At 48.1% G+C, this 1591-nt stretch carries 1 rRNA gene (only partly in view); it reads right to left on the bottom strand.

Annotation, left to right across the window (positions count from 1 at the left end):
• A 23S ribosomal RNA gene (locus H5058_RS18390) occupies window positions 1–1490 on the bottom strand; it reaches 1469 nt to the left of the window's first position.
• Window positions 1491–1591 lie beyond the last annotated feature (101 nt).

Below are 1591 nucleotides of genomic sequence, written 5' to 3' on the forward strand. Positions count from 1 at the left end.
TGTTCGTCCGGATTTACCTAAACAAACGCCCTACTCACTTTCACATGGACTACCAACGCCATGCTTGCTTAGCCTGCTCCGTCCCCCCATCGCAATTATATCGAGTACAGAAATATTAATCTGTTTCCCATCGACTACGCCTTTCGGCCTCGCCTTAGGGGTCGACTTACCCTACCCTGATTAACATGGGATAGGAACCCTTGGTCTTCCGGCGTGGGAGTTTTTCACTCCCATTATCGTTACTCATGTCAGCATTCGCACTTCTGATACCTCCAGCAACCCTCCCGGGTCACCTTCAACGGCTTACAGAACGCTCCCCTACCACTCATCCTAAGATGAATCCGCAGCTTCGGTGCATAGTTTAGCCCCGTTACATCTTCCGCGCAGACCGACTCGACCAGTGAGCTATTACGCTTTCTTTAAAGGATGGCTGCTTCTAAGCCAACCTCCTGGCTGTCTGGGCCTTTCCACATCGTTTCCCACTTAACTATGACTTTGGGACCTTAGCTGGCGGTCTGGGTTGTTTCCCTCTTCACGACGGACGTTAGCACCCGCCGTGTGTCTCCCGGATATTACTTTACGGTATTCGGAGTTTGCAAAGGGTTGGTAAGTCGGGATGACCCCCTAGCCTTAACAGTGCTCTACCCCCGTAAGTATTCGTCCGAGGCTCTACCTAAATAGATTTCGGGGAGAACCAGCTATCTCCCGGTTTGATTAGCCTTTCACTCCTAACCACAAGTCATCCCCTAACTTTTCAACGTTAGTGGGTTCGGTCCTCCAGTTGATGTTACTCAACCTTCAACCTGCTCATGGCTAGATCACCGGGTTTCGGGTCTATACCTTGCAACTATTCGCCCAGTTAAGACTCGGTTTCCCTACGGCTACCCTAATCGGTTAACCTCGCTACAAAATATAAGTCGCTGACCCATTATACAAAAGGTACGCAGTCACCCAACAAGTGGGCTCCTACTGCTTGTACGTACACGGTTTCAGGTTCTATTTCACTCCCCTCACAGGGGTTCTTTTCGCCTTTCCCTCACGGTACTGGTTCACTATCGGTCAGTTGGGAGTATTTAGCCTTAGATGATGGTCCACCTATATTCAGTCAAAGTTTCACGTGCTCCGACCTACTCGATTTCACTTAAAATGTCTTTTCATGTACGGGACTATCACCCTGTATCGTGGCGCTTTCCAGCAGCCTTCCATTAACACATAATAAGCTTAAGGGCTGTTCCGATTTCGCTCGCCGCTACTTTCGGAATCTCGGTTGATTTCTTTTCCTACGGGTACTTAGATGTTTCAGTTCTCCGCGTTCGCCTCGTTAACCTATGTATTCAGTTAACGATACCTGCAAGCAGGTGGGTTTCCCCATTCGGAAATCCTAGTCTCAAGTGCTTTTTACTAGCTTGACTAGGCTTATCGCAAGTTAATACGTCCTTCATCGCCTCCAACTGCCAAGGCATCCACCGTGTACGCTTAGTCACTTAACCATACAACCCAAACGGGTCTTTGTTGTGTGACAGTTTAACTTCGCCAGAAGTCAATATTGAATACTAAAGTAGATACCAATCAATCAACTCATAAGAGTTAA

The organism is Pseudoalteromonas sp. SR45-4 (assembly GCF_014163535.1).
Classification (GTDB): Bacteria; Pseudomonadota; Gammaproteobacteria; order Enterobacterales; family Alteromonadaceae; genus Pseudoalteromonas; species Pseudoalteromonas nigrifaciens.